This is a genomic window from Virgibacillus sp. L01 (genome assembly GCF_052246775.1).
Classification (GTDB): domain Bacteria; phylum Bacillota; class Bacilli; order Bacillales; family Amphibacillaceae; genus Lentibacillus.
In genome coordinates this window covers 176018-202849 of the sequence record NZ_JBQQCP010000002.1, presented here as the reverse complement: position 1 = coordinate 202849, position 26832 = coordinate 176018, and the positions used below count along the sequence as shown (strand labels likewise).

At 39.2% G+C, this 26832-nt stretch carries 22 protein-coding genes; 5 read left to right on the top strand and 17 right to left on the bottom strand.

Annotated elements, in window-relative coordinates:
- Positions 1-129: 129 nt before the first annotated feature.
- From addA to ACTWQM_RS06040, 4 genes are all read right to left on the bottom strand, one after another.
- Entirely contained in the window at positions 130-3858 is a 3729-nt protein-coding gene (gene addA / locus ACTWQM_RS06055; protein ID WP_443257287.1) for a helicase-exonuclease AddAB subunit AddA, read from the bottom strand.
- Positions 3858-7355, bottom strand: a complete 3498-nt coding sequence (gene addB / locus ACTWQM_RS06050; RefSeq protein WP_443257286.1) for a helicase-exonuclease AddAB subunit AddB — start codon at positions 7353-7355, stop codon at positions 3858-3860. Before addB ends, addA begins: the two co-directional genes overlap by 1 nt.
- A gap of 528 nt (positions 7356-7883) precedes the next feature.
- Positions 7884-8435 (bottom strand): signal peptidase I, encoded by a 552-nt coding sequence (lepB, locus tag ACTWQM_RS06045; protein ID WP_443257285.1) that lies wholly within the window; start codon positions 8433-8435, stop codon positions 7884-7886.
- Between the two features lie 201 nt (positions 8436-8636).
- The gene (locus ACTWQM_RS06040; protein WP_443257284.1) at positions 8637-9284 is read right to left on the bottom strand and encodes a TVP38/TMEM64 family protein; all 648 of its coding nucleotides are present in this window, start codon (positions 9282-9284) and stop codon (positions 8637-8639) included.
- 213 nt (positions 9285-9497) lie between these two features.
- Here ACTWQM_RS06040 and ACTWQM_RS06035 point away from each other — a divergent pair, with 213 nt between their 5' ends.
- Positions 9498-9887 (top strand): hypothetical protein, encoded by a 390-nt coding sequence (locus ACTWQM_RS06035; protein ID WP_443257283.1) that lies wholly within the window; start codon positions 9498-9500, stop codon positions 9885-9887.
- Here the strand turns inward: ACTWQM_RS06035 and ACTWQM_RS06030 are convergent.
- From ACTWQM_RS06030 to ACTWQM_RS06020, 3 genes are all read right to left on the bottom strand, one after another.
- Complete coding sequence (locus ACTWQM_RS06030; protein WP_443257282.1) at positions 9835-10356, bottom strand: competence protein ComK; 522 nt, start codon at positions 10354-10356, stop codon at positions 9835-9837. The genes ACTWQM_RS06035 and ACTWQM_RS06030 overlap by 53 nt on opposite strands.
- 135 nt (positions 10357-10491) lie before the next feature.
- Entirely contained in the window at positions 10492-10644 is a 153-nt protein-coding gene (locus tag ACTWQM_RS06025; protein ID WP_443257281.1) for a hypothetical protein, read from the bottom strand.
- A 127-nt stretch (positions 10645-10771) separates the two neighbouring features.
- Entirely contained in the window at positions 10772-12310 is a 1539-nt protein-coding gene (locus tag ACTWQM_RS06020) for a fatty acid--CoA ligase family protein (RefSeq protein ID WP_443257280.1), read from the bottom strand.
- Between the two features lie 237 nt (positions 12311-12547).
- Between ACTWQM_RS06020 and ACTWQM_RS06015 the strand changes: the two genes are divergently transcribed.
- On the top strand, positions 12548-12748 hold the full coding sequence (locus tag ACTWQM_RS06015) for a hypothetical protein (RefSeq protein ID WP_443257279.1): 201 nt from the start codon (positions 12548-12550) through the stop codon (positions 12746-12748).
- A 157-nt stretch (positions 12749-12905) separates the two neighbouring features.
- Here ACTWQM_RS06015 and ACTWQM_RS06010 read toward each other — a convergent pair whose 3' ends face one another.
- Both ACTWQM_RS06010 and ACTWQM_RS06005 read right to left on the bottom strand, forming a co-directional pair.
- Complete coding sequence (locus ACTWQM_RS06010) at positions 12906-13901, bottom strand: lipoate--protein ligase (protein WP_443257278.1); 996 nt, start codon at positions 13899-13901, stop codon at positions 12906-12908.
- 67 nt (positions 13902-13968) lie between these two features.
- Complete coding sequence (locus ACTWQM_RS06005; RefSeq protein WP_443257277.1) at positions 13969-14706, bottom strand: MBL fold metallo-hydrolase; 738 nt, start codon at positions 14704-14706, stop codon at positions 13969-13971.
- A 98-nt stretch (positions 14707-14804) separates the two neighbouring features.
- Here ACTWQM_RS06005 and yhfH point away from each other — a divergent pair, with 98 nt between their 5' ends.
- Positions 14805-14933 (top strand): protein YhfH, encoded by a 129-nt coding sequence (gene yhfH / locus ACTWQM_RS06000; protein ID WP_092493621.1) that lies wholly within the window; start codon positions 14805-14807, stop codon positions 14931-14933.
- 239 nt (positions 14934-15172) lie between these two features.
- Positions 15173-16981 carry an oligoendopeptidase F gene (gene pepF / locus ACTWQM_RS05995; protein ID WP_443257276.1) on the top strand — a complete coding sequence of 603 codons (1809 nt, stop codon included), beginning with the start codon at positions 15173-15175 and terminating at the stop codon, positions 16979-16981.
- A 537-nt stretch (positions 16982-17518) separates the two neighbouring features.
- Here pepF and hemY read toward each other — a convergent pair.
- The 4 genes from hemY to ACTWQM_RS05975 form a co-directional block, all read right to left on the bottom strand.
- Positions 17519-18922 (bottom strand): protoporphyrinogen oxidase, encoded by a 1404-nt coding sequence (gene hemY / locus ACTWQM_RS05990; protein ID WP_443257275.1) that lies wholly within the window; start codon positions 18920-18922, stop codon positions 17519-17521.
- Positions 18919-19857, bottom strand: coding sequence for a ferrochelatase (hemH, locus tag ACTWQM_RS05985; protein ID WP_443257274.1), 939 nt, complete (start codon positions 19855-19857; stop codon positions 18919-18921). Before hemH ends, hemY begins: the two co-directional genes overlap by 4 nt.
- Positions 19858-19883: 26 nt before the next feature.
- On the bottom strand, positions 19884-20918 hold the full coding sequence (gene hemE / locus ACTWQM_RS05980) for a uroporphyrinogen decarboxylase (protein WP_443257273.1): 1035 nt from the start codon (positions 20916-20918) through the stop codon (positions 19884-19886).
- Positions 20919-21038: 120 nt separating this feature from the next.
- Complete coding sequence (locus ACTWQM_RS05975; protein WP_443257272.1) at positions 21039-23189, bottom strand: transglycosylase domain-containing protein; 2151 nt, start codon at positions 23187-23189, stop codon at positions 21039-21041.
- Between the two features lie 158 nt (positions 23190-23347).
- Between ACTWQM_RS05975 and ACTWQM_RS05970 the strand changes: the two genes are divergently transcribed.
- The gene (locus ACTWQM_RS05970) at positions 23348-23845 is read left to right on the top strand and encodes an antibiotic biosynthesis monooxygenase family protein (RefSeq protein WP_443257271.1); all 498 of its coding nucleotides are present in this window, start codon (positions 23348-23350) and stop codon (positions 23843-23845) included.
- Positions 23846-24121: 276 nt separating this feature from the next.
- On the opposite strand, the gene ACTWQM_RS05965 is transcribed toward ACTWQM_RS05970, so the two are convergent.
- From ACTWQM_RS05965 to ACTWQM_RS05950, 4 genes are all read right to left on the bottom strand, one after another.
- Positions 24122-24619 carry a thioredoxin family protein gene (locus ACTWQM_RS05965; protein WP_443257270.1) on the bottom strand — a complete coding sequence of 166 codons (498 nt, stop codon included), beginning with the start codon at positions 24617-24619 and terminating at the stop codon, positions 24122-24124.
- Between the two features lie 3 nt (positions 24620-24622).
- Entirely contained in the window at positions 24623-25051 is a 429-nt protein-coding gene (locus tag ACTWQM_RS05960) for a disulfide oxidoreductase (RefSeq protein ID WP_443257269.1), read from the bottom strand.
- A gap of 81 nt (positions 25052-25132) precedes the next feature.
- The gene (locus ACTWQM_RS05955) at positions 25133-25771 is read right to left on the bottom strand and encodes a response regulator transcription factor (protein WP_443257268.1); all 639 of its coding nucleotides are present in this window, start codon (positions 25769-25771) and stop codon (positions 25133-25135) included.
- 16 nt (positions 25772-25787) lie between these two features.
- Positions 25788-26825, bottom strand: coding sequence for a histidine kinase (locus ACTWQM_RS05950; protein ID WP_443257267.1), 1038 nt, complete (start codon positions 26823-26825; stop codon positions 25788-25790).
- Positions 26826-26832 lie beyond the last annotated feature (7 nt).

Below are 26832 nucleotides of genomic sequence, written 5' to 3'. Positions count from 1 at the left end.
AAAGAGCCAAACCCTTGATATAACAGGGTTTGGCTCTTTAAATATAATTATTATAATTTGTAACTGCTTCGACACATTTTCAGAAATTATATTTGTTATAAAACGTTAAAGTGATTCCTAAGCAAGGATTTATGTTTTACTAACTGCCAATAAAAGTTGCTTGGAAAAGAAATAAAGGTATGTCTCTTTTACTTGCTCATACCAAATATTTTCAATCGCATGTTTGTAGAGATCCATTTGTACTTCATATCTGCCCAACAGTTTATCTTCTAATCGCTCTGTTACTTCTTCGGTAATTGCATCAGTCTTATAGTCAAGAATAATCCATCCATCTTCTTTTGGTATAACACAGTCAATTACACCTTGCACCAATACTTGTTCATCCGTATCATTAGCCCAATTTGCATAGACTTTCTTTGCAGATAGCGAAATACTGAATGGTATTTCACGATAGATAACTGGGGAGTCCATCATTAACTGAGCAATTGGTGTCGTAAAAAATTGTTCAACAGCATTACTATCAATCACTTCTGCTTCCTGCTTTGTCAGGATTTCCCTTTCAGCCAATTGTTCTATAAATTCTTCTATTTCAGACGTGTTCATTGGCCGTGTCATTGGTATATGTTGCATGACGGTATGCATTGCGGTACCACGTTCTGCTGCTGTGACCGGTTTTTGTTTTTGCATGAAAGCTGGTCGCTTAACGATCGGTGCATGAAACGTTTGAATGAGCTGATCACCACTGTATTCATCCTTAATCTCACGCTGCCGTTTAATTTCTGTTACTGTTTGTTTAGCACGGTATGTTGCAGCTTCAAGATATGGATAGGTGTAGGAAAGACGATCGTTAACTGCTTCATCCAGTTCATTGTCATCTAAATCCAGCTGCTGCCACTTCACAATATTTTCCTTACGTTTTAGGTCAGTTTCCGTAACTGTTTCGTCCAAATTAGTTAGAGAACTGCCGTGAATAATCGAAACATTCCATTCTGACGGGTCAATTTGGATTTCCTTCAATACTGCATCGTCAATATCCATCGTTCGCAGTACATCATTCTGTCTGTGGCGAATTAAAGCAGGACCAACCCAATCAAGGTACGTTTTCGATTCGATCCTGTAATGTGCTGGAAGAATCCATTCGGAATGATCAATCATTTTTTCCCATTTCTGCTGTTTTTTCTCAAACGACGCAACATTACCGACCATCACTAATTTCTCTTTCGCACGTGTTAATGCAACATATAATACACGCATTTCTTCGGCCAGAAGCTCCCGCAGCTTTTCTTTCTGCAATGCATAGTGAAACAGTGTCGGATACGTTATCCGTTTGACCGGATCAATATATTTACTGGCAAATCCGAGATCTTTATGCAATAAATAACGTCGCTTCAAATCCATAAAATTAAATTGTTTATCCATGGCACCCAGAATAACCGCTGGGAACTCCAGCCCTTTACTTTTATGAATGGTCATAATTCTAACAACATCCTCTTGCTCACTTAACGCACGAGCTGCCCCAAGATCATCACCACGCTCCTCCATCCGTTCAATAAAGCGCAGGAAGCGGAATAATCCGCGGAATGATGTTGACTCATACCCTCTTGCACGATCATACAACGCTCTAAGATTCGCTTGACGCTGCCGTCCTCCAGGCATACCGCCAACAAAGTCATAATACCCTGTTTCCCGGTATATCTGCCAAATCAATTCAGATAAAGCACCCTGCCTTGATGCAAGCCGATAACGCTCAAGCCGCTCCAGGAAATTACTCACTTTGATTGCTGTATCACCTGAATTCTGCCTGTCGAATGCCTTTAATGCATCATAGTACGTTCCTTTTCGATCTGCTAATCGAACGAGAGACAGCTCCTCTTCATCCAACCCGACAATAGGTGACTTAAGTACAGAAGCAAGCGGGATGTCCTGTCTCGGATTATCAATTACCTTAAGCAGGCTTAACATAATTTTTACTTCAATGGCATCAAAATAACCTGTTGAAAGTTCAGCATATACTGGTACTCCTTGTTTTTTTAATTCGTCAACAATCGTTGGGGCCCATGTCATCGAACGCATTAAAATAACAACATCACGATACTGCAGATCCCGCTGTGTATCTGTTGTTTTATCATAAACTTGTAAGGGATTGTTTTCTTTCTGTCCAATCCAGCCTTTAATTTTTTCAGCATATGCACGTGCCTCAAGCTGTGCCTTTTCCAGATCCTGATAGTCCTCTTCTTCTTGTGAAATATCCTCTCTTTCCTCTGGTACCTCACGATCAATAATCATCAGTTCTGGCTGTGGTTCAGTATGTGGTAATGTATCATACATTTTATTTGCATAAATCAGCTCAGCATCCTCATCATAGGCAATTTCCCCTAATTCTTCGTCAAGGATTTGTCTGAAAATATAGTTGGCACCAATCAGGACATGTTCACGGCTGCGGAAATTACTTGCCAAATCGATTCGTCTGGCGGGAATCCCTTCATCAGCAAAACGTTTGTATTTCTGGATAAATAACGATGGTTCTGCATGCCGAAAGCGGTAGATACTCTGCTTCACATCTCCAACCATAAACCTGTTCCCTGGTCCTGTCTGATCGCTAATTAGGGTTAAGATTGTTTCCTGGACAAGGTTTGTATCCTGATACTCATCTATTAATAACTCACTGAACTGTTTTTGCAAATTGACGGCTACTCCTGACGGTAAAACATTATCCGCAGTTGAAGAATCGTCAATTAACAATTGCAGACAGTAATGTTCCAAGTCAGAAAAGTCAACGATAGCTCGTTCTCGCTTTTGTTCTGTAAACCGTGTTTTAAATTGTTTCACAATCTCCGTCAATTGTCTGATGACCGGAGCCAGTTCCTGCATATCTGCAATATGGCCTGCCAAATCACGGCTAAACCAGCCATCTTTCATCTCATTCCAGCGTTTCTTATAGCTATCACGCAATTTTTTCACTTTATCTTTTTTTGCATCATCACAATCGACTTTCTTCCCTGATAGTTTTGCAAAAGAACTCGCCGCCATATGTGCTTGCAAATCGTTCCAGGAATTAAGATGTGCCAATGCTATTTGTAAATTTTCCGCGTCTGAATCAATTGCATCCGCATAATGGTATGGACCATCACTTTCCCTCGTTAATTCCATTGCAAGATTTATCTCTTGCTGCATTGCTTCAAGCTGGTTTTTAGCTTCCCTTTTTATGATTGATAGCCACGGCAGTTCATCTTCATTCCAATCATCCGGAATATCATAGACGTCTGCAATTTGGTCAAGCCACATATCAGGCCATGGATTTTGTGCAGCAAATGTATATAAATCAAGCACTAGACTTTCCACATCTGCATCACTTCGATCACTGGAAAAACGGTCTACTACGGCAAAAAATCTCTTTTGATCTTCGCCTTCTTTTCCGTACCACTCTTCAAATAAATCATCAATTACTTCCTGCTTAATTAAATCTGCTTCCATATCATTTGCGATACGAAAAGCGGGATCAATATCCAGTAAATAAGCATATTGTTTAACCGTATCAAGGCAAAACGAGTGCAAGGTCGATATGGATGCACGCTGCAGAAGTGATAATTGCTTTTTAAGATGTGGTGAGCTTGGGTCTGCTGCCAATGCTTCTTCCAGTGCCAGTCCAACCCTGTTCCGCATTTCCTGAGCTGCCGCATTGGTAAACGTTACAACAAGCAGCGAATCAATATCTACAGGGTCATCCTTTTTAATTAACTTTTGAATTATCCGCTCGACAAGGACAGCTGTTTTCCCCGAACCCGCGGCCGCGGCCACGAGTACATCACTACCATCCGTATAGATTGCCTGTTCCTGTTCCTTTGTCCAACTAGCCATTACATTTCCTCCTTATGACGGAGTCTATCCAGTATTTCGTCATCCTTTAAGTCTGTTAGCTTCCGATAATTATTTTCCTCAAGAATCGGATCAAATTGACAGACCGATAAGAATGGGCAATACGTGCAAGCCGTGTTCTGTTTATGCTGGAATGGATTTAAATGTACGCCACCAGACGTCATATCAATCCCTGCCTGCATCATGAGGTGATGAATATGCTGCTGCAAACTCGAAAACGTCTCATTGTCAGCAACCTTGGAGCTGCTGTAAAAACCACCATTCTTCTTCATTCCTGCCGGTATCACCTGACTTGTTCCTGACTCAAGTGATGTATCCATCATTTTTACAATCTGCTCGTCTGACAGCAGTAATCCTTGCATTTTATACTTTTTGAATATTTCTTTTTCAATTTCATCATCAGCCATTTTCAGCTTGCCTGAAATCATTGGATTGTGCACATGGAAGTAGAGAACCCCAGCTGGTGTTGCTTTTGCCCCGAGCCAATCTTCTGAATGGGACAGCACAACGTCAAGGTAGGTCAGCATCTGTAAAGCAAGACCATAATAAACCTCTACCAAATTTAATCCTTTTGCACTTGATTTGTAATCAATAATCCGCAAAAACAAATCGTCATTATGGAGCGCCTTATCAACCCGGTCAATTCGTCCGCGCAGCATTAGTTCGAACCCATTGTCCAACTGCATCGTGACAGGTGGCAATGCCTGATTATCGTCAAACCCAAAGCCAAGCTCCAGACCAACTGGGGAAAAATCGGTTTGTCGTGATTGTTCACTTAGAATATATGTTGCTCGTGTGATAACTTCCTGCAGTTTTTGCTGGATATATTTATACCGATTTGAGCTATGCAGAATCTGATGCTGTAAAATCGGTGCAAGATTGTCTACCGCTTTTTGCGCATAGCCTGCACTGTCATTTTTGGATAACTGGGAAAAGTCCTTCCCCTCAGCTTGAATCCATTCGGTTATTTTTTTCAGTGCCTCGTGGAATAGCTGACCAATATCAGGCGCATCCAATTTATATGTTTTTCGCTCATCCAATTTCAAACTATATTTGGCAAAATGCTGATAAGAGCAGCGATAGTATGATTCCAGTCTCGATACACTTGCTTTCACCTGTTTCGGATAGAGCTGTTCAGTTGTTTCTTTTGTTAAATTAATCGGACGATTCTGGTAGTATAAACTTTGTAAAATCGTATAGGTTGTACTATATTTCGGATGGTTTTTAATATACCAGTTCAGTACATGCCACCAAACAGGTTTAACAGGATATCCTTTTCGGCTTCGAGCCAACTGTGCTGTTAGTGCTGCTCTCGTTTTAACGGGAGTCGTGATAAACCGATCCGCATCTGTTAGCTCATCCGGATCCTGCAGTAATAAGTGGCTGCTGCACGAAGGGAATAAATCCTCCATCCGCTTGATTAGCTGTGATGGCATTTTTGATTTACCCTCTTCATCACTTAATGGGTAACTTAGCCATAAATAGTTGGTTGCAGATGTGAATGCAACATACATATAGAACCAATCATCAAGCAATTGCCGTTTACTGCTTTCAGCAAGTTGGATTCCGTGTCCCGCTAATAACTCCCGTTCCTGTTCGTTAATCATACCCTCTGCTGCTGGTTTCATTGGCCAAACACCATCATTCACACCAAGTAAAAAGGAGCACTTCATACCACTGATTCTTGACCGATCAATGGTACCGACGATGACATGGTCCATACTTGGGGGCACATGAGAAAAAGTTAATGAATCGAATCCTGCCTCAAGCGTCGTACGGAAAGTATCCAGGTTCATCGTTTCGTTTCCAGCCAATTCGACCATCTCATCAAACAACTGGATGACAGCATCCCACACTTGCTCCTGCTCGCGGGCCTTTTCAATTTGACCTTCTGCATCATACATTTCCCGCACCTGCTCCAGCCGTTGTGGTACCCCCAATTGTTCTATTAGCAGATAGACTGTTTCGCATAATCCGCTAATCGTATCTGCCTTTCTTATTTTTTTGTCAAATTTCTGCAATGCCTGCACTACTTGATTTCTATACGCATTGATTCGTTTTTGGGTTTCTTTTTCCGTGTCCGTTTGTGCTGATTGATCAAACCCGCGAAAGCGCTGAAAAATCCACTGTTTATCGCCTATCCATCGTTCCCGCGAGCGAATTCCATATTCAAGTACATAGTTCTCCAGTTCATCAATGGCATCATTCGTAAGTGGATACTTCTTGTCAGTGGATGGAATAAATCCAGTTTTCAGAACCCGAAAAATAGCATCATATCGCCAATTTCCTTCTACAATGTCCAGGACAGAACGGATAAACTCAATCAAGGAATGATTCAACATTGTCCGTTTTTCATCAATAAAAACCGGAATATCATAATCACTAAAAATAGTATCTATTAAATCATGATACATATCTGACTGGCGAATAAACACAGCCATATCCTGGAAACGGTAGTCTTCTTCACGTACCAGACGCAATATTTCCTGGGCTGCACCCTCCACCTCTGCACGGGGATGTACTGCCTCAGCAATTTGTAATGGAACTTTACCGTTATATTCAGGCGCAGGACGTACATCAAAATTTTGTTCTAAGTGGGCAAAATAAGGCCGTTCCTTAAATCTGCCATTCGCTGGATCAAGTACAACTGTTTCATCTACGTTAATACTATTTTCCGAAGCAATTGTTTTTAGTGTCTGGTATGTTTCTTTCGTTTGGTAAAACAAGTCCAGTTCAGATAGTTCTTCCTCTTCTGGATTATCGATCGTTAATGCAATGGTCACTGATTTACACTTTTTCATCAATGCTTCAACAACAAGGAGCTCTTTTGGCGAAAATCGATGGAATCCATCCAAGTAAATCTCAGCATCCTCAAGTAATGTGGCATCCTTAACTTTTTCTGCAAGCAACTGCAACTGATCCTCACTATCTATATATTTACCTTGTAAAGCATGTACCAGATTTTCATATATGTACGATAAATCATTTAATTTATCCGATAATGCAGCTTCACCAGATTCTTTATGAACAAACTGATTCATCTGTTCAATTTGCATGTATAGCATTTCAGGAGTAATACGATAACGTTTAAATTCGGTAATCATTTTTTCCAGTTGCTGCAGGAATCCTTGTTTTTCTAAAGCCTTTTGAAATACATTCCACTCTGATTCTTTCTCTTCAATAATCTTTCGGAGCATCATTTGAATACCGATAGAGCTAATAAACTGCCTTGTACCACCACCTGTCTGCTGCAGGACCCTCCATGCCAGACGTGAAAAACTGGTAACCTGTCCACGAATACTTCCATGTATATCCTGGCCATTAAACAAGGCATACTCTTGTTGAAAAGTCATTTGATCCGGTACGATATAAAATATTGGCCTGCCTTGTGGATTATCAATCAGTTTTTCTTTAATCTCATCCAATGATCTGCCACTTTTACCAGTACCAGATCTGCCTAATAAAAATCTGATCCCCATATTTTTCCCCCCTTATTGAAATTCCTTACTAAAAATTTGTTGTTGTTTGATATAAACTGCATCAGATTTATTTCCGTTTCGGGCAGTCGTGAACCTTGTGCAACGCTTAAACTGCTGCTACGAAGGACAGGACGTGACTGACCGGTTTTAGCCGGTGCCCCGCAGTAGTCTTCGGGGATTTTCGTCGCTTTTTTTGTCTTACTTCATCCTAAAAATTAACAAATCTATATTGTGAAGATAAAAAATGTTTTTAAACTATTTAAACCAGCAGTTGGAATATGCGAGACTCCTGTGGGACCGCAAGCCTAAGAGACCCCGCAGTGAGCGTTCTCGGCGAGCGAGGCGGACTAAGTACGCCACGTCCTGTGGCAACGTCTGCACTAGCACGTCCTATGCGTCGGAGGCTCATGGTGAGCCCTAGGTGCGCGAGTATAATCCAACTGCGTGGTCAGAGTGCACTTACAAAAAGTGCTTCAATATAAAAAACCTCTATCTCTTATTTTATCAGAGACAAAGGCTTAATTATAGCTAATTGCCGAAGCTTAATTGCATTTGGGAAAATGGCCAATACGTTATATCTACTTTCCCGACAAGTTTATTAACCGATACAAAACCAAATGTACGGCTGTCTAAACTGGATTCACGATTGTCCCCCATTACAAACAAGTTTCCGTTTGGTACTTTCGTCTCCCCAGTCTTTTCCTCCAGGGTAAAGTCATTTGTATATGGTTTTATCTCATCCATCTTCTTCAATGATTCCAAAAAGTTTTCTTTAACATACTTTCCGTTTATAAAAAGCTTATCATCCTTGTATTCTATTTCATCTCCAGGAAGCCCAATTACCCGCTTCACATAATCATCTTTTTTGCTTGCATGGAACACAATAACATCAAAACGATTAACATCCTTCAAATCATATACCACTTTATTTACCATTAACAGGTTTCCATCATAAAGAGTTGGTTCCATCGATTCACCGTCAACAACGTAGCTTGCAAATAAAAACGACCGAAAAAGAAACGCCAATACTATTGCTAATAAAACAATAGGAATAATTCTGCGTAAATATTTTCTTCTCATTCAAATTTCCTCCAGGGTATTTTCTTTGCGGTTAGCTGAAGCACCAAATACCGTGAATGGACGCTTCTGCTTTTCTCTTTGGCAGTTAAGAAAGTATAACTACTTTCTTACTGCATAAGTGCAACTAAGGCTTTCGCCATTAAAGCTTGGCGATAAGCCAAGCTTTCTAATCTAGCATACCCCGTTCAGATAATTTTTAACCTAATCTCTTTCGGATATTTCTTTAATTAATGCTTTTCGTTGTAAACGGCGCTCAATATATTTACCGATAAGCCAAAATGATGCAATGCATATCCCAACAACAATCGTTTTTACTGGTTCTTTTGCAAATTCAAATATGCTTGACCCCACATAAGCTATTGAAAATATCATAACAGATTTACCAAGCAATACTGCTAATATAAATTGTTGGATACTTATATTGGATAACCCAGATACAACATTAATCACCGACGATGGCGAAAAAGGAAAACACATTAGCAGAAACAAGGGCCCGAAGCCTCGTCGTTCAACCCAGCCAGTCACCTTATGTACTTGTTTATTGTTACGGATTGCTTTAAAAAGCCGCTTATCACCAAGTCTTCGTATAATTAGAAAAACCAAAATAGCACCAACTGATGACCCAGCCCATGACAGCAAAAAACCCTCCAGTAACCCGTACGCCGCTGCATTCGCAAACACAAAAACAACTAACGGTAAAAATGGCAGAAAGGCCTCGATGAAAGGTAACATAATCCCTGGCAGCGGCCCTAAACTCTCATATTCATTTAGTAGCTGCATGATATAGTCATCTAACTTGTCTTCCTGAAGTAATACTTTAAAATTAGCTATGAAATATAACAGATCCATTAATGAAGTCTCCCCTAATCATCTATCAACACAATACAATATTCACCTTAATGCAAGTTTATCTACTTTTATTTTAATTTAAACCTCATTATCTGGAAAGCAGAAATAAATTTTTTGCCTCTTTCTTTTCACCTGCAGATTTTTTAGTGTATTTTTTATTCATTTTATCATATAATGATTATAGAACAAATGTTCGATTAATGGAGGGTTATCATGCGCTATCTTAATGAAGAAGAATTACAGTTAGCTTCGCGCTTTCTATTCCTTTCGATGGCAATGGTTGTTATTCAACAGGATATTCAACACATCCAGCAAGGGGCTTTTAAAATTAAAGAACCTTATGTTGAGCTTTTGGAAAAAATGAATTCAGAAGCAGCAAAGGAACGAAGGAAATTACGAAAATTGATGGAAGACGGGAAAATACAAGTAGTGACACTAAATAAGAACGACTCATTTTCCTCGTTTTTATTTATTAGCAAAGGTCGGGAAGAAAAGCGTAATTATTTTAATCCTGCTATTCGTAAAAAAGTGGAACTAATTGTTCAGGAACTTATGCAAAAGGCTCTGCCACCACATCAGCATTCTGTCTCTGCAAATACTTAAGGCGATTATCCAATAGGTAGCGATATTGTGCAGTCCGATGTACCTGATTGAGCACCGTTCCGTGAGATACTTCCAGAAGAATAGATTTGCCATTATTGAATACTACTTTGGTAAACCGGTCCGGCCCTTTTAAAACCTGATCAATGTGAGAATGGGCAATCCATGAACACTTTGGATTTGTTGGTGCAATTGTAGGGAAGAAATACATGCCACTGGCAGGATCAACCGAAATGGGAGCTTTGTGTGTGATACCACAAATGTCACGAGTACCGTCTTGGCGGCCTCGGAGGCTAGACCCAAAGAACTTGCAGGCATAATCGATGACTTTACTTGGAGAATATTGAACAAAATACTCTTCCTGTTCTTCTAGAACAGTTGTATTGATATTTCCGTTTTCATCGTGTTTTGCTATAATTGCCATGGTAAGAGGAGTTACTTCGTACGATGGAAAATAAACATCATTTAACATATTATATCTTTCATCCTTTCATAATTAAATGAAAAGAAAGAGGCTTATCTATAATTTACCAAATTTCGATTAAAAAGTGTATTAAAAATTTAAATTTTCAACAAATTCCTAACAAAGTTCACAATTTAGACATAATTAATCTGTTGAATCTAATAAATTGTCGTTATTGCTAGTATTTTTGTCAGTTGTTTGTTCTTTTTCCTCACTTTGGTCCAGTTGTGCATGGAAATCTGGGTTTAAAATGGTAAAAGTAGCTAACTCAGGTGTCGTGTCATTATTTTTTTTCATCACTAACAAATCCTTTTATTTTTAGTATTCCAGGATTTGAGGTCAAATATACTAGCAAAAGTTTAAGTCCCTTAACAGAGAAAAGAGATGCCCCGAGTATCCGGAACACCTCTTTTCTTTATAAATTCTACTGTTCTACTTTATCACGCAAATTCTTTCGCAAAATTTTGCCTGTCGTATTCTTCGGTAGTTCATCCAAAAATTCTATTTTAGATGGTACTTTATATTTTGCTAAATGCCCTTTGCAAAAATCTAATAAAACATCTTTATTTAACGAAGGGTCTTTTGTGACAACAAAGGAAAGTACTGATTCACCAGTCTCAGGATGAGGTGTACCAATTACTGCTGCTTCAGCTATACTTGGATGCTGATAAAGCACTTCTTCCACTTCTCGAGGATAAACATTGTACCCGCCAACAAGGATCATATCTTTTTTCCGATCAACAATATAAAAATATCCTTCATCATCCATTCGAGCCATATCTCCAGTATGAAGCCAGCCATCTCTTAAAGCTACAGCTGTTTCTTCTTCCAGTTTATAGTATCCTTTCATCACATTAGGCCCACGAACAGCTAATTCACCGACATCACCAGTCTCAACTTCCTCACCAAATTCATCAACGACTTTGTTTTCGACATTACTAATACTTTTACCAATAGAGCCTGGTTTTCTTGGTTGGTCCAATGGATTAAAGCAAGTAACTGGTGATGCCTCAGACAGCCCATATCCTTCAGAAACTTTTGCATTAAACGCTTCTTCAAACTGGCCAAGTAAAGCAACAGGCATCGCTGCGCCACCGGAGATACATAGACGGATTCCAGTAAATGCTGATGTATTGCCTTCTGCACTTTGCAGCAAGTAATTATACATTGTTGGTACACCTGCAAAAATTGTTGCTTTGTGATCAATTACTATCTTAAATACTTCCTGAGGCGAGAATTTTGGCATAATCAATACAGTCCCACCATTCATTAATGGTGCATTCAACGATACGGTTAGGCAAAATACATGGAACATCGGCAACGCTGCAATAATACGATCCTCACCAGTAATTGCTAGATAATCAGCAGTATCCTTTGCATTCGAATAAATATTTTTATGAGATAACATCGCACCCTTTGGTTTACCAGTAGTTCCTGACGTATACAAAATAATTGCTGTATCATCGTCACTCATTTGTGGGGCATCAAATTCCAGACTGCCTTCCTGTACAAGCTGAGTAAACGATTTCAATTTAGCCGATAATGGGCTGTCTTCTAATGGAATATCTGCACCACTTTCACATGATATATAATGCTTCACACTTGGAAGCTGATCAGCGATAGCTTCAAATTTCTCAAGAAGCACATCCATAGTAATGACAGCTTTTACATCACCATTTTTCAGTATGTAACTCATCTCAGGTGCTGTATATAGTGGATTAATTGGAACGACGACCGCCCCCATACGAAGTGCACCATAAAGTGCAATAATATAATATGGGCTGTTTCCAACTACCAGAGCAATATGGTCTCCCTTTTTATACCCCATTTGTTTTAAACGTGAAGCAAATTTTATAACAGATCCTTCCAGATCCATATAACTTGTCTCGTTATCCTGAAATACATATGCAATTTTATGCGGATTCTCCTTAGCTGTTATGGATAATTGTTCTGTTAAGTTCACTTTATATCCCCCCTTACATTAATGGTATGAATGAATAATCATTCATTTTTATAGTAAAATTCATATTAATTATAAAATACAGAAAACGACAAATCAAGTGAAAGCGTTTGCTGTTTTGCTAAAAAACGGCCCACTTGTACCTCTTTTCTAGTTCTAATGATAGTTAAGTGCTTAGTTCATTCCGGCAGAATACTTCGCTTTCCATGGGCACGAACTCATTAGAAGGAGGATGAAGTATTGCAACTCGGAATGAGGATCCGCCAAACAGATGAAGTGGATCCGCATTCTGTTAAAAAATGGATTCTTCAACAAGAAATGTTTCTAATGTTATTAGCATTTTCTTTCCCAAAGGATAAAGTGAGAAAAACCAAGCGCAGGATACACGTAGAGTCTTGCGGGAACAGCGAGGATGATGAGATTCCGCAGCGTTTTTTATGAGGAGGCTCAGTGCGAGCCCGCGGAAAGCGTAATGCATTTCCGTAGCGGTTGTCATAGTACACAATTACAACAAAAAATGACCATCAGCATACAAAATTGATGGTCACTCTACGTTTAAATTAAGTAATGGAACCCGATATTCAATAAGTCAATCCTATTAATATAACAGGTTAATAAAGTCTTCTTTTGAAATTTTACCAAGGTAATGTGGTACGTCAACATCTTTTAATGCCTCTTCAATTGCTTCCCGCTCATGGCGAACACCAACCAGTTCATCTTCAATATCACGTACTTCACCAAGTCCAAAGAAGTCTCCGTAAATCTTGCAGTTTTCAATCGTTCCATTCTTCACATCCAAACGAACGTCGACAAGTCCTGCATCAAATTTATGTGATTCCTGTATGTTGAATTTAGGAGATTTACCATAGTTCCAGTCCCATTTCTGATAGCGTTCCTCTGAAATTTTATGGACGTTTTCCCAATCTTGTTCCGTTAACTCATAGCGTGGCACATCTTTTACATCCTCCACGTCGAATACGTAACGTAAAATCATCTCTTTAAATTCGTCCATGGTGATTTCTTCTTCCAGGAACTCAGAAATATTTGCAACACGGCTGCGAATAGATTTAATTCCTTTAGATTGAATTTTTTCCATTTTAACATTTAACGCAGAAACGACATTTTCAATTTCTGAGTTGAACATTAATGTTCCATGACTAAACATGCGTCCCTTTGTCGAGAACATTGCATTACCGGAAATTTTACGTCCATCTGCAGCAAGATCATTTCTACCTTGTAATTCTGCTGGTACACCTAATTTATTCAAGGCCTCTACCATTGGCTGGGTGAACTTTGCAAAGTTTTGGAAGCTTTCCCCATCGTCTTTTGTAATAAAACTAAAGTTTAAATTACCCTCATCATGATAAACAGCCCCGCCGCCGGACAGACGGCGAACAACTTTAATACCGTTCTCATCCACATAGTTCGTGTTAATTTCTTCAATTGAATTCTGGTTTCTGCCTATAATAATGGAAGGATTATTAATATAAAATAGCAAATATGTATCTTGCTCTCCGAAGTTTTGTAAAACATATTCTTCCAAAGCCAAATTTATGGTTGGATCTGTAATACCTTTATTGTCGATAAATTTCATCAATATCAGCCTCCCTATATAATGTATCCAATCATAAGTTTAATAGAAAAGGCTGACACAATCAAAACTAACGACTTTTCTCCCAGACAAAACCTTCCTTCGCGAGTTGAATTTTACCTGTAAAATAGTTGCCTGCTTCTTTTACCAAATCATAATTATCACCGAATTGTGGTAAATGACTAAGCAATAATACCTGTACATGTGCTTCCTCTGCGATCATAGCACCGTCTTTACTATTCATATGTCCTGCACTGGAACCATCCTGACCCTCATAGAAATTACAATCTGTTATCAAAAGATCAGCGTTATTAGCAAACTCGAACCATTCTTGTTTAATGGATGTATCAGCTGTATAAACAATTACACTTTCACCATCGGTAATTCGCATTCCATAGCATGGAACAGGGTGATTGGTTTTCAGGAAGGTGATGGATATCGGACCTATCTCCAAAGTTTCACCTGGATCATAAGCAATTCCTTCCGTATTTTTATGTGTTAATGATTCAAACCCTCTCAAATCTTCCGAATGACCATATATTGGCAAAATTTCATTCCGATTCTGTACAAATGAGTCCACTAACCATGCATACTGCAATACACCAATATCAGCAATGTGGTCGTTGTGATAATGGGATAAAACAACTGCATCAATATCCATTATGTGCTTATAATTCTGCACTTTGGATAAAACACCACTTCCAGCATCAATTAATAATGAAAAATCATCCTTTTCAATTAAATAACCTGAAGTCGCTTCATTTGGCGCAGGATAGCCACCCCAGCAGCCTATTACCGTTAATTTCATAGACATTCACCTCATTTTATAATTTTGTTGTAACACAGTATTGACTTTTCGCATACTGTTGTATTACAATATATTTATCAACTTAAAGGAGGATACACATGATAAACGTCGTTGAGTTTTTCAGGAATTTACCAAAGAAAAAGTGTCATCAGTGCGGGCAGGCCATGCATGAGAAAGCTGATTGCTATGGTAACCTATGTGACGAATGTGATCATCCTGCTAGATAGTAACTAGTATAAACCCAAAACATATAATTAATGTACTATAACAGAGATTCCTTCCAGTTAACAGCTATGCAAATAGCTGTTATTTTTTTGGCAGATAAGAAAGCATAAATACTTTCTTACTGTTTAGTGTAACTGACGCTTTTGCCACACTTGTTTTCTGAAAAATATTTCATTTCCGCTTTTTTTATTTTATAATTAGTTAGAGAGACGAAATAAGTATTTAGGAAAGGGGTATAGTTATGACAACCAAAAACAAACGCTGGACACGTTCAGAGGTTCCAACTGAGCAAACGTGGAACCTGACAGATTTATTTGCTACAGAGGAAGATTGGGAAAAAGAACTAACCGCCATACAAGCAAATGTTAGTGATGTTACACAATATAAAGGAAGACTGAATAATGCCCAGAATTTATTAAACTGTCTAGTAGCATTGGAAAACTTTGAAAAACGTCTCATTCGCATGGGAACTTATGCTAATCTTAGAGCAAGTGCTGACGGGACAGACCCTAAAAATCAAGGCGATATGTCCAGGGTCTCCGCTGTAATGGCAACTTTGGGTGCTAAATTAACGTTTATTGAATCCGAGCTACTGGAGTATTCAATGGGTGTCATTGAACAGTTTATTGCCAATGAACCAGAATTAGAAACCTACCGGAAAATGCTTGAAGATATTATGGAAAAAAAGCCATTTACACTTGCACCGGAGATTGAAGAAACACTTGCGGCGCTTGGCGAAGTACATAGCTCCCCATATATGATCTATCAGCGGAGCAAATCATCTGATATGACATTTGAACCGATTGAAGATCACAACGGAGAAGAGTTGCCAATGTCATTCGCGCTTTATGAAGACCGTTATGAATTATCATCTGATAAGGACATTCGCAGAAAAGCTTATGACTCCTTCATCAAAACATTAAATCAATATAAGAACACATATGCGGCTACATATGCCACTGAAGTCACCAAGGAGGTTACGATGTCCCGCTTACGTTCCTATAATTCCGTAACAGAAATGCTGCTTCAATCACAACAGGTAACACAAGACATGTATCATAATCAGTTAGATGTAATACAAAAAGAGCTAGCACCACACATGCGCCGATTCGCAAAGCTTAAACAGGATAAACTAGGCTTGGATGAGATGCATTTTTCCGATTTAAAAGCACCGCTCGACCCTGAATTCAATCCAGAAACAACTTATGAGGAAGCAACATCAACTATTCTTGAAGCACTTCAGGTAATGGGGCCAGAATACAGCGAAATTATGAAGCAAGGGGTTAACAATCGCTGGGTGGATTTAGCTGATAATGTCGGCAAGTCAACCGGAGCATTTTGTGCAAGTCCATATGGTGTCCACCCCTACATCCTGATCACCTGGACAAATAACATGCGCGGAGCCTTTATACTTGCACATGAACTGGGACATGCTGGCCATTTCTATCTAGCTGGTAAAAACCAATCACTTTTCAATACACGACCATCAACCTATTTCGTCGAGGCTCCTTCGACGATAAATGAACTATTGCTAGCTGACCACTTAATCAAAAAAACTGATAACAAACGAATGAAGCGATGGGTTATCACACAATTATTAGGGACATATTATCATAATTTCGTCACCCATTTACTAGAGGGAGAATTCCAGCGCCGTATTTATGATTTAGCTGAAGAAGGCACCCCCTTAACTGCAAACGTACTGTCCGAGCAAAAGAAAGAAGCCTTGGAGAATTTCTGGGGTGAGGCAGTAACATTGGATGAAGGTGCTGGTCTGACATGGATGCGCCAGCCACATTATTATATGGGCTTATATCCATACACATATTCAGCTGGATTAACAGTATCTACTGCAGTCGTACAAATGATTCAAAAAGAAGGTCAGCCAGCAGTTGATCGCTGGTTATCCGTACTTAAAGCTGGCGGATCCATGAAGCCACAGGATCTGATTGAAAAAGCAGGTCTTGACATGTCCAAACCAGACGCAATCAAAGGAGCAGTAGCATACGTCGGTGAACTTGTCGATGAATTAGAGAAAAGTTACGAATAACGAAAGTGTGCCCCAACGCAATTGAGCTTTGGGGCACCTTTTTATTTCAGTAGGAAGATTTTCAGCGGCAGCAGAAAATCAACCCCCTGCCGTACCTCAAATCCTGCTGAAAACTGAATTATATGGCATGAATACTGAATCAAGTGGTGTGAATACTCAATTACGCTCCACGAAAACTGAATTATTGCTAAAACTGCTGAACAAAGACTGAATTATCCGCATGAAGACTGAATCCGCCCACAGCACAACCTCTCACAAATTCACAGCAGAAAATCAACCCCCTGCCGTACCTCAAATCCTGCTGAAAACTGAATTATATGGCATGAATACTGAATCAAGTGGTGTGAATACTCAATTACGCTCCACGAAAACTGAATAATTGCTAAAACTGCTGAACAAAGACTGAATTATCCGCATGAAGACTGAATCCGCCCACAGCACAACCTCTCACAAATTCACAGCAAAAAATCAACCCCATCATCATATAAAAAACTGGCACCAGGCGATTATCCATCGCTTTGATGCCAGTCAGTCCAATCATCCACGCAAATATTCAAGTACATCAGCAACTGCTTGCTCACCTTGCCCAATACAGTCAGGAACACCGATTCCTTCGTATGAACTACCTGCCAAAAATAGACCAGGCAGCTCACGACTTGCTTTTTCTCGTACTTTAGCAATTCGCTCTTTATGCCCAACAGTATATTGTGGCATTGCATTTTGCCAGCGTGTAATAACACTGAATTCCGGCTTTTGTGTAATGTTCATCGTTTTGTTCAGGTCGTTCAATACGATTTCGGTAATCTCTTCGTCTGAGAGATCCACTACCGATTGATCAGTCGGCCGTCCAACATAACAACGTAATAATGCTTTGCCCTCTGGTGTAGACTGTGGCCATTTCTTATGAGTCCACGTACATGCGGTAATCCGAAAATCACTATTTCTGGAAACAACGAACCCTGTTCCATCAATATCCTTTTTAATTGCTGATTGATCAAATGCTAATGCAACGTTGGCTACCGATGTTGCTGGAATGTTATGAAATTCATTAAACATGTCATACTGACTAAACATTTTTGGCAATGTATAATGTGGTGTTGCCATTACAATCGCGTCGGCAATAGATACTTCACCATTGCTTAACAGCAAATGATAGCCATGGCCTTTTTTTTCAACATGGTCTACTGCTGTGTTCTTTGAAACAACGCTATCATCAAGGGTATTCTCAAGCGTATTAATCATAGATTCAAATCCGTTTATAAAGGAGAAGAACATACCTGGTTTCTTACCAGTTGACTTTTTCTTTTTTGGTGTTGTTTTTTGCAACCCTTTAATCAGGCTTTTATGTTCTTGCTCAAGCTGGTAAAAGTTCGGGAACGTCGCCTTTAAACTCATATCATCAATATTTCCGGCATAAATACCAGACAATAGTGGTTCAATCAGATTCTCTACCAATTCATTACCAAATCGACGACGGAAAAAGCCACCTAATGACTGGTCGCTTCCTTTTTTGCTTTTTGGAATCACAAAATCAAATCCGGCACGCAGTTTTCCTTTTGGTGAAAAGATTCCTGAAAATAAAAAAGGACGTAATTGTACCGGGATCCCCATAAATGCCCCTTTAGGCATTTTATGTAACTTATTGTTCACTAAAATATACGACTGACCGATACCATTACGAACAAGTTGATCGATCATGCCCAATTCTTCTGCTAATTTTACAGCAGGCTGTTTGCGTGACAAAAAGGAGTCAGGACCACGTTCAATCGTATATCCGTCCTGTCTCACTGTTTTGATCTTGCCACCAAGTCGGTCACTTGCCTCAACAAGCTTGACCTCGTATGGTAAATTATTTTCTTTGATTTCTTTTTGTAAATAGTAAGCAGCGGTTAACCCAGTTATCCCGCCGCCTACTATTACAATTTTTTTTGTTTCGTTCATCGTACTTCACTCTTTGCTGTTTTTAACACGACATCAGATAAAGTAGCAATAAAATCAGGATGAACATTTGGCATTTCAGGGCGATAATATTTTGCGCCTAATTCATCACATACAACCTTACATTCATAATCATTGTCGTATAGAACTTCCAGGTGGTCTGCAATAAAACCTACTGGAGCATATACAAATGAACGATAACCCTTTTGTTCGTAAAGGTCACGTGTTAAATCCTGTACATCAGGGCCAAGCCATGGATCAGGTGTATTCCCTTCACTTTGCCAGCCAATCGCATAATCTTTTATTCCTGTTTTTTCAGAAATTAGCTTTGCAGTTTCTTTTAATTGATCAGGATATGGATCGCCAGTTTGCAGGATTTTTTCCGGCAAACTGTGAGCTGAAACGACTAATACTGCCTTTTCTCGTTCTTCAGCAGACATTTCATCATAAACTGCATTAATTTGATTTGACCAGTGCTCGATAAATCCAGGTTCATCATACCAACTCTCAACTGATTCTATGTTAATTCCGTATTTCTCTGCTTCATCATTTGCTCGAGTATTATAAGATTTCACACTGAATGTTGAATAATGAGGCGCCAATACTAGTGAAACAGCTTCTTTAATCCCATCTTCAGCCATCTGTTGAACAGCATCTTCAATAAATGGTGCAATATGCTTTAAACCAATATATACACTGTATTCAACTTCATCCTGGGAAGCATTCAGATTAACCTCTAAAGCTTTTGCCTGTTCCTGCGTAATTTTTGCTAACGGTGAAATACCACCAATTGCTTTATAACGGTCCTTTAAGTCTTGCAGTGCTTCTTCAGAAGGCTTTCTCCCGTGTCTGATGTGCGTATAGTACGGCAAAATATCTTCCTCTTTATTCGGTGTACCATATGCCATTACGAGTAGTCCCATTTTCTTTTTTTCCATTGTTAAACACCTCTTCTATCCTTTTATTATCGTTGTGAATAGGAATGAATTAGCTCGGTTAATTTTCTAAGTGTTTCTGGGTTAATATCTGGTGTTACACCATGACCCAAGTTGAAAACATGGCCTTCTTGCATGATTGCTTCATCTAAGATGCCCTTTGTTTTTGATTCAATTGTTTGCCAATCTGAAAGCAGAACGGCAGGATCAAGATTGCCTTGCATTACCTTTGTAACACCCATTTCCCTTGCTTCGGTAATCGATGTGCGCCAGTCCAAGCCAATAACATCTACTGGTAAGTCATTCCATTCCATCAATAGGTGTCTTGCACCTACACCAAAAATAATTAATGGCACATTTTCCTCTTGCAAGGCTGTAAAAATACGATTCATGACTGGTTTTATATATACACGGTAATCAGCAGCATTTAATGCTCCTACCCATGAATCAAAAATTTGTATGGCTTTTGCTCCTGCTTCAACTTGTGCCTTAACATAAGTAATCGTCATATCTGCTAGTTTGTCCATTAATGCAAACCACACCTCTGGCTGACGATACATAAAGGCTTTTGTTTTTGCATAGTTTTTAGATGGTCCACCCTCAATCATATAACTTGCCAATGTGAAAGGTGCACCACTAAATCCGATAAGTGGAACTTCCAGTTGCTCTTCACTTAATAAACGAATGGTATCCAGTACATAAGGAACATCAGTTTTAGGGTTAATCGCACCTAAATTCTCCACATCCTGGAAGCTCTTTACCGGATTGTGAATTACTGGCCCGATTCCCGATTTAATCTCTACTTCGACTCCAAGTGCAGGTAATGGTGACATGATATCCTTATATAGAATCGCTGCATCTGTTCCATAATGTTCAACAGGCAGTCGTGTCACATACGCACATAATTCTGGCTGATGCGTAATTTCAAATAACGAATACTTCTCCTTTAATTCCCGATATTCTTTTTGGGAACGCCCAGCCTGTCGCATAAACCATGTCGGGATATAATCCGTTTTTTCTCCTCTGTACGCTTTTAAAATTGTATCATTGATTTTTTTTGACATTATCTTCATCCTTTTAAACTGCCATTTTACCTACTTAAGGCCTACTACCTACTATTTACTATAGCTTTTTCCCATCCAACTGTATAGCAAACTACAGGGATTGTCACCAATTTGTCTAAATTATATCGACAACGTGATGGTGTTTGATTTTTGCCCTTCCAGTTTTGTTAAAGGATCATACGGAACGACATAATAGCTGGTGGCTTTAAAAATACTTATATTATCGACAGTAAATTTGCTCCCTTCAACTTTCGCAATTCGTTCATCAACGCCTTCTTTTTCCCGATAAACATGATAAACAACCCGCTTGTCTTTAGCCGGGGTCCACTGCAGCTTTCCTTTAAATAATGAAAATCCACCAATGGAATAGTCCCCATTCAATACCACTTTTTCAGGTAATTCAATCGGCTTTGGTAAATCCTTAACATTGTCAGGCTTTTCAAAAGCAGTGGTGAGTGATTGCTGTTTATCCAACTCAGAAAGTATTTCTTTCGTAAGCTTTGTCGGGAATTCACTTCCACCGGTTAAATAGTGCTCTTTATCCGATGTATCATACCCCATCCAAAGTGCACTTACATATTGTGGGGTATATCCCACAAACCACGCATCCTTCACTTTATTAGCAACATGCGGGTGCTGGGTTGAACCGGTTTTTCCAGCTAATGCCTTTGAATATTCACCAGCACTTGCTGTCCCCTCATTAACTGCTTCCGTTAATATCGATGTCATATTCCAGGCAACCTGTGGGCTGAATACTTCGGCAGTAGTTGCCTTTCCTTCATAAATAAGTTCATTTTGTTTGTCATAGATTCGATCAATTGCAAATGAATCAATAGTTTTCCCATCACTGGCGAACGTCCTGTAACTTTCAGCCATTTTCAACGGAGTTAAGCCTTCTGACAACCCACCAAGTGCAATAGCAAGACCTTCATCAGGAATTGAAATATTCATTTTAGTTAAGTAGTCTTTGGCATTCTGGACACCCAATTCATTCAAAAGCCAAACTGCTGAAGCATTTTTCGATTCCACTAAAGCTTCGAAAATTGATACAGCACCCTCATAATTATCGTCATAGTTCGTAGCAGTATATCCATTAATTTCCACTTTTTGATCACGTATTAGTGTATATGGCTGATATGCTTCCTGCATCATAGCTGGTCCATATACTGCAATTGGTTTCATCGTGGAACCAGGCTGCCGGGTGACAGTCACACGATTCAAATTGCCTAATTGGTAATCCCTGCCACCAATAGCAGCAACGATTTCCCCCGAATCCTGTTCCATCATGACGAAAGCGCCTTGAACACCTTTCGTATTTCCTGGGAAATAGTCCCCATTTTTAAATTTTCGATAGGCAATTTGTTGAGCCTTTTCGTTCATATTTACAACAATTCGATATCCGCCGCGTTTTAACTCCTTATTCGACAATTTATATTCCTCTTTAGCTTCCTGCAAAACTAAATCAATATAACTATCAGTCCAAGGATTTAGTTTCTTTTTTTTCATTTCCAGTCCTAATGTCTTGCCTTGAGCACTAATACGTTTCTCAGTCGAAATTTTGCCTGTATCATCCATCGCTTTTAAGACAACATTTCTTCGTTCTTTTGCTTTCTCTGGGTGATCAACTGGCGAATAGCCATTGGGTGCTTTAGCTAGTCCGGCCAAAAGCGCACCTTCCGTGACATTAAGATCCTTGACTGACTTCGAAAAGAACGTTTGTGAAGCAGCCTCAATGCCATATAAACCTTGTCCAAAATAAATTTCATTTAAGTATAGCTCTAAGATCTTATCTTTAGAATATTTACGTTCCAGATGTATAGCTGCCATCACTTCTTTGGTTTTTCGCATCCAGGTTTTATCATTATGCAAAAACAAATTCTTTGCTAATTGCTGCGTGATGGTACTTGCACCTTCCACCTTCGCCATAGCTATAATATCACGATAGACCGCTCGCACTACCGATTGAAAGTCGACACCCCCATGATCATAGAAGCGTCTGTCCTCGACAGCTACAAAAGCTTCTTTCACATGGTTCGGGACTTCTTCCAGCCTAACCGGGATTCGATTTTCATTATATAATTTGCCGATTATTTGCCCATCACTTGTTTCAATTGTTGTCGTTGCATCCAGTACTAAATCCTCTTCATCAACAACAAGGTTTCCACCAAATAAAATAGCTGTATATCCTATGATTGCAATAATTATAATAAAAACGGACGAAAGCAACAGCCATTTCATTTTCTTTCTTATAGAGCTTTTGGATTTACGCATTTATTCACCTCTATATTTATTGCACACACCTTATATTATACGACAGAATTCGCCATTAAAAAAGGAATAATACTTACTGTTACTTGATAATTATTTTAATTGAGTATGTAAGCCGAAATTAGGGTATGTTAAAATGGTGAGAAAGAAAGGAGTATACTATGAATGCATATATGACCAATGGTACGTTCGATTTCCTGGAAAAACTTAGAGACGATTATCCAGCTATTAATTTTTACTATATGAGCGGAGACTCTAGCACGTTAGTTTATTATGAAGCTAGCAGTAAAAGCATTTTCTCAGCGGGGAGATCCTACGAGAAGATAATCGAAAATGGTGACCTGCAGGAAAGTGGCTTTGTTGTTATGAACAATATTCCGGTTACCGAGGAAGGCACAGCATTATTCGAAGACCGGTTCAAGCAACGGCAGCAGAATGTGGAATCAATGCCTGGTTTCCAAGCATTTCGCTTGCTTAAGCCGAAAAAAGGCAATACTTATGTTGTCCTAACGCAATGGGCATCAGAGGATGACTTTGAAAACTGGAAAAACTCAGACCAATTTAAAAAAGCCCATAAAGACGGCGGAACAAAACCACCTGCATATTTTGCAGACAGACCTTTCATAACAAGCTATCGGATGATAAACCTAGATGACTGAGCAATACTGGGCACCACGCAAGAGGAACGCTGCGAGACACAACGGTGGGAGCCTGATTGGTAGCATTTATTGAGGCACCCTAACGACACAGCTGGTTTAAATGGTTTTATCCAACACATATATATTTGCTATTTTTTAGGATATAGTAGGTACAACCCAGCTGACGAAATACACGGATACTCCAGCGTGTCACCGGCTAAAATAGCTCACGTTTGTTAGCTGTGCTTATACGGTCAAAATGTATTATCGCTAAAAAAGCTAGCTGGGGTAACCACCCTAGCTAGCTTCTTCGTTTCCGTCTACTGCATACTCATTGAAAAACGCTCTGAATATTTCTTCTGATTGCGATCCATTTACGCGATCTACTTCTTTCCCATCTTCAAAGTGAACCAATGTTGGAGTACTTTGGATACTGTAGTTATTCCATGCAGCTTCAAATTCCAGTACATTTAATTTCTTCATATCAACACCCATTTCCTCTGCCAGAGGAGCAAGTATTGGTGTAGTTCGCTTACAATGCGGACATGTTGGGTCATAGAAATACACGGTTACATCTTCACCGTTATCCAGCTTTTCCTCCAATTTATCCGGGGTAATCTGATTTTGATAATCAGGGTTATCAAGCTGATCAATCGTTGCCTGATGCAAGTTGTCTTTCCCGTATGGATTTTCATTATCACCCATAGCCTGGTCATTTTTATAATCTATTACAAAGTATAGTGCAATAAATAAAACTAATATCGAAGCCAAAATAATCAGCATTTTCTTCTGCATTTATTACTTCCTCCTAACTTGTTTGATAATTATTATATGTAGAACAAAAATCACAATAAACGCAATTCCAGCTAGAAAAGGAATCGTAACAAATCCAAAATAGTTTACGTATTGCGTATTACATGGAACTGCTCCACAAGATCCACCAGCTTCTTGCAATGCTGGCATTTTTTGAATTAAATAATGATAAATTGAAACTAGTACGCCAACTCCACTCAATATCAAACCTGGCAATGCAACTGCTATATCTTTTTTGATAGCTGCAACACCATAGATAATCACTAACGGGTACATTAATATTCGCTGTATCCAGCATAATTCGCATGGAATATACCCCATTACTTCGGAGAAAAACAGGCTACCCAATAGTGCAAGAAGTGCCTGAGCCCAAACAAGCATTAACAATGTTTCATTTGATTTTGTATTATCCATGGTCATGCACTCCTTTTTCTATTTACATAAGAATTATACAAGACTCTATTATAAAAAATCAAAAAAGAGGATTACATAATACTAATCCTCTTGTTTAACTATGTCATTTTTGTGAACATATACTGCTGCTTGCGTACGGTCATGAACATCAAGCTTAGACAGTATATTACTAACATGTGTTTTCACCGTTTTAATCCCAATAAAAAGTTTATCACCGATTTCCTGATTCGTTAAACCATCACCGATACACAATAACACTTCAAGTTCTCGTTCAGTCAGCTCATCATGTGCTTTCTTTTGCTCTGTCCGGAAGCTTGTCATCATTTTACCGGCAACTTTTGGCTCAATTACATTCTCGCCAGCTCCAGCCTTTTTAACTGCATCTGCAATTTCGGATGCTGAAGAAGTTTTTAAGATGTAACTGAATGCGCCGGCCTCGATTGCTGGAAACACCTGTTTATCATCATAGTAGCTTGTTAGAATAATAATTTTGCATCCTGGCAGCTCTTTCATCACTCTTTTCGTTGCTTCAATCCCTGACCCATTTTCCATCATCAGGTCCATCAGCACAACATCTGGTTTTGTTTTTAAAATCAACTCTGCTCCGTCATTGCCACTGGAAGCTTGACCAACAACTTCAATGTCTCTTTCCGTCTGCAAATAGGCAACAATTCCTTTTCGCACAATTTCATGATCATCTATCACTACAACACGAATCATCAATTTCTCCTCCTAATTAACAAGGTATGCGAATATCCAAGTATGTCCCTTCCCCTTTAATTGAACGGATCGTGAACGTTCCACCAAGTTCCTCGCTTCGCTCTTTCATCGTTTTTAATCCATATGAGGTTTTCCGGTCCGTATCTTCTTCGACATTAAATCCTTCTCCATTATCACTAATATGCAAAAATAGCTCGTTTGATCTAATGAAAGCTTCGATTTTAGCTTCTGATGCAGCAGCATGACGAAGCGTATTAGATAATGATTCCTGGATAATACGGAATACATGCTCTTCCGTAGTTTCGGACAAGTCGATGTCTTCATCAATCGCTACCGCAAAATTCATATTCGTTTTTTGTTTCAATTCATCTATTAACTTTTTCACACCAATTGGTAAAGGGTCTCCAGATAAATGAACAGGTCGCAGATGCAATAAAAGTGCACGCATTTCCGTCTGTGCCTTTAATGCACTGTCGGCAACATCTCTTAGTTGTGTCCTTGCTACATCAGCGTCAATATCCAGCTGCTTCAGAGCCGCTTCAGACATCATTGTTATCGCAAATAACTGTTGACTTACCGCATCGTGTAAGTCGCGAGCTAACCGCTGCCGTTCTTCAATGACTGCAGCCTTATGTGACGACTTGGCAAAATCGGCTTTTTCGTCAGCCATTCGCCGTAATGACTTCACCTGGTTCTGCAGTTTTTCGCCAAGTTCATTCATTTCATTACTTATTCTGGTAACCTCGTCACTTTCATTAAAATAAACACGTGATTGATAGTTTCCATTGGCAAATTGGGTAATCAATACAGATAAATAATCCAAGCGTTCTTTTATCTCGCCACTCGATTTAAACCCGGCATAAACGGAAATAATTAACCCCACTAAAATATATAACAAAATAAAAACAAAAACACTCAATGCCGATAACCATTCTGGCCCAACCAAAACATGTATCGACAGCAATACAGACAATAGAACAACGGTTGTTAGAAATACCGCATATAAGTGGGAACGAATGTACATATAACGGATACTGCTAAGCTTTTTCATCATTTATTCG

Bases quoted from the DNA above. Each gene is read 5' to 3' on its own strand.
- hemY (WP_443257275.1), bottom strand. From the start codon at position 18,922: ATGAACGAAACAAAAAAAATTGTAATAGTAGGCGGCGGGATAACTGGG.
- yhfH (WP_092493621.1), top strand. From the start codon at position 14,805: ATGATAAACGTCGTTGAGTTTTTCAGGAATTTACCAAAGAAAAAGTGT.
- ACTWQM_RS06010 (WP_443257278.1), bottom strand. From the start codon at position 13,901: ATGAAATTTATCGACAATAAAGGTATTACAGATCCAACCATAAATTTG.
- ACTWQM_RS06035 (WP_443257283.1), top strand. From the start codon at position 9,498: ATGCGCTATCTTAATGAAGAAGAATTACAGTTAGCTTCGCGCTTTCTA.
- ACTWQM_RS05975 (WP_443257272.1), bottom strand. From the start codon at position 23,189: ATGCGTAAATCCAAAAGCTCTATAAGAAAGAAAATGAAATGGCTGTTG.
- lepB (WP_443257285.1), bottom strand. From the start codon at position 8,435: ATGAGAAGAAAATATTTACGCAGAATTATTCCTATTGTTTTATTAGCA.
- ACTWQM_RS06040 (WP_443257284.1), bottom strand. From the start codon at position 9,284: ATGGATCTGTTATATTTCATAGCTAATTTTAAAGTATTACTTCAGGAA.
- hemE (WP_443257273.1), bottom strand. From the start codon at position 20,918: ATGTCAAAAAAAATCAATGATACAATTTTAAAAGCGTACAGAGGAGAA.
- addB (WP_443257286.1), bottom strand. From the start codon at position 7,355: ATGGGGATCAGATTTTTATTAGGCAGATCTGGTACTGGTAAAAGTGGC.
- ACTWQM_RS05950 (WP_443257267.1), bottom strand. From the start codon at position 26,825: ATGATGAAAAAGCTTAGCAGTATCCGTTATATGTACATTCGTTCCCAC.
- ACTWQM_RS05955 (WP_443257268.1), bottom strand. From the start codon at position 25,771: ATGATTCGTGTTGTAGTGATAGATGATCATGAAATTGTGCGAAAAGGA.
- addA (WP_443257287.1), bottom strand. From the start codon at position 3,858: ATGGCTAGTTGGACAAAGGAACAGGAACAGGCAATCTATACGGATGGT.
- ACTWQM_RS06030 (WP_443257282.1), bottom strand. From the start codon at position 10,356: ATGTTAAATGATGTTTATTTTCCATCGTACGAAGTAACTCCTCTTACC.
- pepF (WP_443257276.1), top strand. From the start codon at position 15,173: ATGACAACCAAAAACAAACGCTGGACACGTTCAGAGGTTCCAACTGAG.
- ACTWQM_RS06005 (WP_443257277.1), bottom strand. From the start codon at position 14,706: ATGAAATTAACGGTAATAGGCTGCTGGGGTGGCTATCCTGCGCCAAAT.
- ACTWQM_RS05970 (WP_443257271.1), top strand. From the start codon at position 23,348: ATGAATGCATATATGACCAATGGTACGTTCGATTTCCTGGAAAAACTT.
- ACTWQM_RS05965 (WP_443257270.1), bottom strand. From the start codon at position 24,619: ATGCAGAAGAAAATGCTGATTATTTTGGCTTCGATATTAGTTTTATTT.
- ACTWQM_RS06025 (WP_443257281.1), bottom strand. From the start codon at position 10,644: ATGAAAAAAAATAATGACACGACACCTGAGTTAGCTACTTTTACCATT.
- ACTWQM_RS05960 (WP_443257269.1), bottom strand. From the start codon at position 25,051: ATGGATAATACAAAATCAAATGAAACATTGTTAATGCTTGTTTGGGCT.
- hemH (WP_443257274.1), bottom strand. From the start codon at position 19,857: ATGGAAAAAAAGAAAATGGGACTACTCGTAATGGCATATGGTACACCG.